This window comes from Lamprobacter sp., from assembly GCF_034860625.1.
In the GTDB taxonomy this organism is placed as follows: Bacteria; Pseudomonadota; Gammaproteobacteria; order Chromatiales; family Chromatiaceae; genus Lamprobacter.
In genome coordinates this window covers 1-6960 of the sequence record NZ_JAYESN010000177.1, presented here as the reverse complement: position 1 = coordinate 6960, position 6960 = coordinate 1, and the positions used below count along the sequence as shown (strand labels likewise).

The window sequence follows — 6960 nt, the reverse complement described above, 5'->3', positions numbered from 1 at the left end:
ACGACAAACACCTGTCGATACCGCTCCATGACGCTGCGCTCAGGATTTGGCTTGAGCGCAAGCTTGCCGCCGAGGGACTTCACCCCGGCGAGAGCCTGCGCCGTGATGTCGTCAAGCTGACGCCACTCGGGCTATTGCGCCTGCTCGACCATGCCAAAGGCATTGCAACGCCGGCCCAGGCGCTCGCTGCGCTCGATGATGTGCTCGGCGAACCCGCTTGGCTTCAGGAGGCAACATCGACCTGGACCCCAAAGACGTCCTGGCGAGACACGGTGTCGACGTTCGGCAGTGTGGTCAGCATCGCCCAAGGCTTGCAGGTTCTCCTTGCCCCTGCGTTCGGCAGCTAGTACTTGAACGCAACCTGGTCGTCAATGGCAGCCACGCCGAACTGCAGGCTTGCGCCTATGGTGACGCCCAGCAGACAGGGTGCCATCACGATGAACGAGCACGAGATCACGCAAGCGCTGATGCAAGCCCGCGTTGAGGATTGCGGTAAATCTCAGAGGTCATTCCAGACGTCCTCGGCGGCATCGGCCAGGTCGTCTTGGGCAAAGCTGATGGCGGATTGCAGATCGGCCAGCGCCATGGCCGATGCGGGGATGGCGTCGGCGTCTTCCAGGACGATGACGCGAATGCGGGCGCCGGGTGGGCCAGTACGCGAGCCAACTGCCTTTGAAGCCGGTGTGGCCGGTGAGCAGGATGCGCTTGTCGGGCCAGAAGGCGGGGTCTGGATTGGGGGTGGGCATGATGGGCGGGCTCAGCTCCAGCACTTCCAGGGGGCTTGGCCGCTGTCCCAAAGGGCTTCGAGATGGACCTTGTCGCGTAGGGTGTCCATGGGCTGCCAGAAACCGTGATGGATGAAGCTCATGAGCTGGCCTTGGGCGGCGAGTTGGCTAAGCGGGGTCGTTTCCCAGGCGGTTCGATCGTTCTCGATCCACTCCAGACAGGCTGGGGAGAGGACGAAGAAGCCGCCGTTGATCAAGCCGCCATCGCCACGCGGTTTTTCCATGAAGCCGGTGACCTCTTTTGGCCGCTGCATTGCAGGGCGCCATAGCGCCCGGGCGGGCTGACGGCGGTGACGGTGGCGAGCTTGCCGTGGCGGTGATGAAAGGCGAGTAGTGCGCTGATGTCGACATCACTCAGGCCGTCGCCATAGGTGAAGCAGAAGGCGGGTTCGTCTTCGATATACTCGCGCACGCGCAACAGCCGCCCGCCGGTCTGAGTGTCTTCGCCGGTGTCGATGAGGGTCACCCGCCAGGGCTCGGCATGGCGCTCGTGGACTTCCATCTGGTTGGTGGCCATGCAGAAGGTCACGTCCGACATGTGCAAGAAGTAGTTGGCCGACACCGGCCTGGGGCTTGACGCGCTCGGTGGCGGATCATGGCTACCAGGCCTTTGGCGAAAACCGTGCATCGTTGCGGATCGTCAACTGCTCGCCGCTCTGACCGATGACATAGAGCCCCTGGCGATCGGCAGACTTGGCCACGTCATCCGGGATCGTCATCGCCGCCACGGCGCCCAACACCCGGCTGTCGCGAGACTTCGGCAATAACGTCTTCACCTTCGCCAAGCGCTCCAGGTGCTCGTTGACATCATCGACCGAGAGCAGACTTTTGCATTCGATGGCCTCGCCCTCGCGTTCCGCGAACACCTGTTGATGAACCTCATGCACCGCGATGCCGCGCTCACGAAACAGCCGCACCGCCGCCGGGCGCACCGCATCCTCGATGAAATCGCCGAGGCGATTGCCCAGCCGACCGATGGCGGTGTTGACCTGAGCGATCTAGCGATCGGTCTCGCGTGATCGCTCGCGTATCAGGCGTTCGGTCTCCTGAAATCTGCGGTCGGTCTCCTGAAATCTGCGGTCGGTCTCCTGAAATCTGCGGTCGGTTTCCTGAGACTGCTCGCGCATGAGGCGCTCGGTGGCTTGGAGCTTGCGATCGGTCTCCTGGAACAAGGTGAGGATCTCTTCATAGGTCACGGCCATGGCATCCTTCCGACTGCGTGGGGAGTGATGCGGCTCAGTATAACCCTGGTCCTCGGCACCGCGGCGGTGCTCGGCAAACGCGACCAACACTGGCCCGTGCCCGAGCACGCGTGGAGTCGCCGCAGAGTCCAAGTCTGCCATACCATGTCCAATGTGAGGCGACTACTGGCCCGCATGCGCCAAAATCCGCGTGATTGGCGCATTCAGGACGTCAAAACTGTCGCAAATGGCTTAGGCATAGACTATCGTCAGCCGGGAACCAGTCATGTCACCTTCAGCGCTCCAGGGTGCGTGCCGGTGACCATTCCCGCGCACAAGCCGATCGCCCCGATTTACATCAAGCGCTTCGTCGCGCTGGTCGATGCCCTGGAGGGGCAAGGATCATGAACAACCGACTGCCGCGTTGCACGCTGCGCCCGCTCACGCCGGACGAGGGTGAGGGTTACCTCATCGAGTTCCCCGACTACCCAGGCTGCATGGCTGATGGACCAACGCCAGAAGCCGCGCTCCGTGAAGGCTATGATGCCTTGCATTCCTATTTAGAAACGCTCAAGGCCCTGGGCCGCCCGGTGCCAGGCGCGCGCTGGGACGAGCGCTTACGGGACGAGCCGGCGCAGGCCGTGGGCTCACGCTAAGGCTGACGCATAAACTGCCGCCACTGCCAAACCCCGCTGCGCCATGTCTTCCTCGACCTCGGCTATGCCCCCCGTCCAACGCCTACCTCAGCGAAGACGAGTTCAAGCGGCCAGAAACCACCTATCCGCTCAAGCTCTTCGTCTGCGACCACTGCTGGCTGGTGCAGACCCAAGACTTTGTCGTCGCTGACGCGCTGTTCACCAGCGACTACGCCTACTTCTCTTCCACCTCCAGCAGTTGGCTCAAGCACGCCGCCGACTACAGCGCCATGATCACCCAGCGCCTTGGCCTTGGCGCTGACAGCCTGGTCATCGAGGTCGCCGCCAACGATGGCTACCTGCTGCGCAACTTCGTCCGTGCCGGCATCCCCTGTTTGGGCATCGAGCCCACCGACGCCACCGCCGACGCCGCAGAGGCCCAAGGCATTCCCATCCTGCGCCAGTTCTTCGGCATCGCCCTGGGTCAACAGCTTGCCGCCGACGGCCAACAGGCCGACCTCATCACCGGCAACAACGTCTACCCCCACGTGCCGGACATCAACGACTTCACCGCCGGTCTCAAGGCCGCGCTCAAGCCCGGCGGCGCCATCATCCTAGAGTTCCCGCACCTGCTGCGGCTCATCGAGCACAACCTATTCGACACCGTCTACCACGAGCACTTCTCCTACCTCTCGCTGCACGCCGTCCAGCGCATCCTCCAGGCCCAGCAGTTGCGCCTCTGGGATATCGAGCAACTGCCCACCGACGGCGGCAGCCTGCGCGTCTATGCCATCCACGCCGATGATCCGCGCCCCAGCACTCAGGCCATCGCCGACCTGCTCGCCACCGAACAACACCAGGGCCTGCTGGACCTGGCAACCTACCAGGCCTTCCAGCCACGCGCCAACCGCGTCAAGAACGACCTGCTCGCACATCTGATCGAGCAACAACGCGCCGGCAAACGCATCGCCGCCTACGGCGCCGCCGCCAAAGGCAACACCCTGCTCAACTACGCCGGCGTCAAGCCCGACCTGCTACCCTACGTCTGCGACGCCGCCCCGGCCAAACAGGGTAAATTCCTGCCCGGCAGCCACATCCCGATCCGCCTACCGGCCGCGCTGCGCGATGAGCCGCCGGATGAGGTGTTGATCCTGCCCTGGAATATCGCTGAGGAGGTCAAGGGGCAACTGGCTGATCTTGCCGAGCAAGGCGTGCGCTTTGTCACTGCTGTGCCAGAGCTTCGCATCCACCAGCAAGGGTGATAGGTCATTGAATCTTCGATGCAGGAACTGCCCATCACTGACTATTTCCGCGACAATGTGATTGTCAAACGACCGTACATCCAGCGCGAATGGTGTGAGGCGGCCGTCCGCAACCCCATCCGCAAACAAGTACAGGCCGATGATGGACGTGTCAGACACTGGATCTGGGTTGATGCGCTGGGCCGTTACCTGCGTGTGGTGACCCTGGCCGATGGTCAAACGATCCACAACGCCTTTCCAGATCGGAGGTTTAAGCCATGAAACTCAATTACGATGCCGCAACGGATTCCCTCTACATCCACCTCAGTGAACGGGCTTCCGTCGATTCTGACGAAGTCTCCGAGGGCGTGGTTCTGGACTACGACGCATCGGGAGCGCTGGTGGGCATCGACATCCAACACGCTAGTCGGCGAGCGGACTTGGCGACCTTGTCGTTGAATGAGTTCCCCATCGGGCATCTTGACGCAGCTTGAAGCACTCGGAGCCGCTTATGATCGCCCTCACCGGCGCCACCGGCTTCGTCGGCCGCCAAATCCTTCGCGCGCTCGTGGAACGCGATCAGCCGGTTCGCATCATCAAGCGCTCCAGCGCCGATTCGCCAGGAGCGCCTGCAGCAAGGGGTGGTCTGGAGATGGCTACCACCGCTGATCTGTTCGCGGAAACCGACGCTGGCCTCGACGAGATCACCGCCGGTCTCAATACCCTGATCCATGCCGCTTGGTATGCCGAGCCCGGCCAGTACCTGAACTCCGAGCGCAATCTCGACTGCCTGTACGGCACCCTGCGCCTCGCGCAGGCCTTCCAACGCGCTGGTGGGCGGCGCTTCATCGGCATCGGCACCTGCTTTGAATACGATGTTCAAGCGCACGTCCTCGGCACGGAGACCCCCTTGCGGCCTGGCACCCTCTATGCTGCTGCCAAGGCCTCGACTTTCCACCTGCTGAGCCAACTGCTGCCGGCCGCGGGCATCGAGTTCGCTTGGTGTCGCTTGTTCTACCTCTATGGCGAAGGCGAGGACCCGCGCCGGCTGGTCCCCCATCTGCATGCACGCCTGTCCGCTGGCGAGCCCGCTGAACTCACCAGCGGCCGGCAAATTCGCGACTTTCTCGATGTGCGCGAGGCCGGCGAGCGTATCGCCGACGTCGCCCTGAGTGAGCGCCAAGGTCCCCTCAACATCTGTTCCGGCGTCCCCATCACCGTTCGCCAACTCGCCGAGCAGATTGCCGACGAATACGATCGCCGCGACCTCCTGCACTTCGGCGTGCGGCCGGACAACCACTTCGATCCGCCTTGCGTTTTGGGCATCCCTAATGGAGAGCAGTACGATGGTGGTATCGTTACCAGAACCGTATGAAGATTTTCAACGCCAGCCATACTATCCAGATGAAAGCCAGGTCTCACGGGAACTATGACGCTATTGGGATCGAACATGACCGAATTTGAACAAGAAGTCCAAGAACGGCTCCAGCGCATTGGACAGCATGATGACCTCATTACGGCAAGTCAGGCCTTCATGCTGGAATCCATTCTGCCGAAGTATTCCTACAACTTCTTCTGGCAAGGCCGCCCGATCATCCAATATCCGCAAGACATGATTGCGATGCAGGAACTGATCTGGTCAATTAAGCCCGATCTGATCATCGAAACCGGCATTGTACACGGCGGCTCGCTGATTTTCAGCGCCTCCATGCTCACGCTGCTGGATTACTGCGAAGCCGCAGAGCAGGGCAATACGCTTGATCCAGCACGGCCTAAGCGTCAGGTCATCGGCATCGACATTGACATCCGTGCTCACAACCGCGCCGCTATCGAAGCCCACCCTATGGCCAACCGTATCAACCTGATCGAAGGCTCATCGGTCGATCTTGAGATCATCGCGCAGGTACAGGCAATAACTGACGGTTACGAGCGCATCTTAGTGTGCCTGGACTCTAACCACACGCACGATCACGTTCTTGCGGAACTGCAAGCCTATGCCCCGCTGGTTAGCCGCGGCAGTTACTGCGTGGTGTTCGATACGAACATTGAGGATGTGCCGGCCGACCTATTCCCTGATCGCCCCTGGGGGCCAGGCAACAACCCCAAGACCGCCGTGCATCAATACCTCAAGGACCACCCGGAGTTCGAGATTGACAAACAGATCGACCACAAGCTGCTGATCAGCGTGGCGCCGGATGGGTATTTGCGGCGGGTTGCAGACAATCATTAACGGGAGTACAAGCAATGCTGCACATCGAAATTCCTGATCGTTTGAGAGATAAGATCGCTGCCATCGCGACGCTTGCGGAGCAAACACCCGAGCAATTGGCTCTAGAGATGCTTGAGGAGCGGATTGATCACCAAAGTGCGTATCTTGAAACCGCGTATCTGAAAAGCTCCGCACGCAACCGCGAGCGACTAGATCAGGCAATTGGGGAAATCAGACGCGGGCGATTCGAGGAGCGGGCCTTGATCGATGATTAGCTGGCATCCGCAAGCATGGGAGGATTATTTGTATTGGCAACAAGAAGATAAACGTATCTTGAAGCGTGTCAACGCCTTGATTCAGGATGTCCAGCGCAACCCCTTCGACGGAATCGGAAAGCCCGAGCCACTCAAACATGAATGGTCAGGATTTTGGAGTCGGCGAATCAACGATGAACATCGTTTGGTATACACTTACCAAGATGGTCAAATGATCATCGCGCAATGCCGGTATCATTACTGAATGGATCAGCCAAGCAGCGCGAGTTCGAGATCGACAAACAGATCGATCATAAGCTGCTGATCAGCGTGGTGCCGGATGACTACCTGCGGAGGGTTGCCTGATCGATGTCTAAAGCTCATGAACAATTCGGCGCCTAATGCTTCAGCCTCCTTCAATCCGCACCGTTTGGAAGTCTGAATAAGCGCGAGTTGGAGTTGCGCCTCCTTCGGGCAGCGATCGATGCCGGGCTGCTGTCCGTGCAGCCAGCTGCATTGGCAAGTAGCCTGCAGTTGTCGCTCACCAAGGCGAGCGCCTATCTCACCGACCTGGCGCTTCGTCAGCCGCCGCTTTCCGACGTCGATGCGATCGCCACCTTGATCGGGCAGCTCCGAGCCTGTGAAGCGGTCACTC

The 6960-nt window shown here is 60.7% G+C and carries 15 protein-coding genes; 11 read left to right on the top strand and 4 right to left on the bottom strand.

All coding sequences use genetic code 11. The features are described 5' to 3' along the window. A partial coding sequence (locus tag VBE63_RS23130) for a hypothetical protein (protein ID WP_323685373.1) occupies positions 1-347 on the top strand: 347 nt, incomplete at its 5' end. A gap of 410 nt (positions 348-757) precedes the next feature. On the opposite strand, the gene VBE63_RS23125 is transcribed toward VBE63_RS23130, so the two are convergent. From VBE63_RS23125 to VBE63_RS23110, 4 genes are all read right to left on the bottom strand, one after another. Then, the gene (locus tag VBE63_RS23125) at positions 758-1009 is read right to left on the bottom strand and encodes a hypothetical protein (RefSeq protein ID WP_323685372.1); all 252 of its coding nucleotides are present in this window, start codon (positions 1007-1009) and stop codon (positions 758-760) included. After that, positions 979-1413 (bottom strand): hypothetical protein, encoded by a 435-nt coding sequence (locus VBE63_RS23120; RefSeq protein WP_323685371.1) that lies wholly within the window; start codon positions 1411-1413, stop codon positions 979-981. Before VBE63_RS23120 ends, VBE63_RS23125 begins: the two co-directional genes overlap by 31 nt. Then, positions 1385-1717 carry a hypothetical protein gene (locus VBE63_RS23115; protein ID WP_323685370.1) on the bottom strand — a complete coding sequence of 111 codons (333 nt, stop codon included), beginning with the start codon at positions 1715-1717 and terminating at the stop codon, positions 1385-1387. Before VBE63_RS23115 ends, VBE63_RS23120 begins: the two co-directional genes overlap by 29 nt. 66 nt (positions 1718-1783) lie before the next feature. Further along, a complete protein-coding gene (locus VBE63_RS23110) occupies positions 1784-1987 on the bottom strand; it encodes a hypothetical protein (protein WP_323685369.1) in 204 nt (67 codons plus the stop codon). A gap of 27 nt (positions 1988-2014) precedes the next feature. Between VBE63_RS23110 and VBE63_RS23105 the strand changes: the two genes are divergently transcribed. The 10 genes from VBE63_RS23105 to VBE63_RS23060 all read left to right on the top strand — a co-directional run bounded on the left by VBE63_RS23105 (position 2015) and on the right by VBE63_RS23060 (position 6671). Beyond that, a complete protein-coding gene (locus VBE63_RS23105) occupies positions 2015-2374 on the top strand; it encodes a hypothetical protein (protein ID WP_323685368.1) in 360 nt (119 codons plus the stop codon). Beyond that, positions 2371-2622, top strand: coding sequence for a type II toxin-antitoxin system HicB family antitoxin (locus VBE63_RS23100; RefSeq protein ID WP_323685367.1), 252 nt, complete (start codon positions 2371-2373; stop codon positions 2620-2622). The genes VBE63_RS23105 and VBE63_RS23100 overlap by 4 nt, the downstream gene beginning before the upstream one ends. Positions 2623-2636: 14 nt before the next feature. Next, positions 2637-3863, top strand: a complete 1227-nt coding sequence (locus VBE63_RS23095) for a class I SAM-dependent methyltransferase (protein ID WP_323685374.1) — start codon at positions 2637-2639, stop codon at positions 3861-3863. Between the two features lie 18 nt (positions 3864-3881). Next, entirely contained in the window at positions 3882-4124 is a 243-nt protein-coding gene (locus VBE63_RS23090; RefSeq protein ID WP_323685366.1) for a hypothetical protein, read from the top strand. Then, positions 4121-4336 carry a DUF2283 domain-containing protein gene (locus VBE63_RS23085; RefSeq protein ID WP_323685365.1) on the top strand — a complete coding sequence of 72 codons (216 nt, stop codon included), beginning with the start codon at positions 4121-4123 and terminating at the stop codon, positions 4334-4336. Before VBE63_RS23090 ends, VBE63_RS23085 begins: the two co-directional genes overlap by 4 nt. Before the next feature lie 17 nt (positions 4337-4353). Next, complete coding sequence (locus VBE63_RS23080) at positions 4354-5217, top strand: NAD(P)-dependent oxidoreductase (RefSeq protein ID WP_323685364.1); 864 nt, start codon at positions 4354-4356, stop codon at positions 5215-5217. A gap of 75 nt (positions 5218-5292) precedes the next feature. After that, positions 5293-6072 (top strand): cephalosporin hydroxylase family protein, encoded by a 780-nt coding sequence (locus VBE63_RS23075; protein ID WP_323685363.1) that lies wholly within the window; start codon positions 5293-5295, stop codon positions 6070-6072. A gap of 14 nt (positions 6073-6086) precedes the next feature. Further along, entirely contained in the window at positions 6087-6326 is a 240-nt protein-coding gene (locus tag VBE63_RS23070; RefSeq protein WP_323685362.1) for a hypothetical protein, read from the top strand. Beyond that, the gene (locus tag VBE63_RS23065; RefSeq protein ID WP_323685361.1) at positions 6319-6570 is read left to right on the top strand and encodes a Txe/YoeB family addiction module toxin; all 252 of its coding nucleotides are present in this window, start codon (positions 6319-6321) and stop codon (positions 6568-6570) included. The genes VBE63_RS23070 and VBE63_RS23065 overlap by 8 nt, the downstream gene beginning before the upstream one ends. Further along, on the top strand, positions 6552-6671 hold the full coding sequence (locus VBE63_RS23060) for a CmcI family methyltransferase (RefSeq protein ID WP_323685360.1): 120 nt from the start codon (positions 6552-6554) through the stop codon (positions 6669-6671). The genes VBE63_RS23065 and VBE63_RS23060 overlap by 19 nt, the downstream gene beginning before the upstream one ends. Positions 6672-6960: the final 289 nt, after the last annotated feature.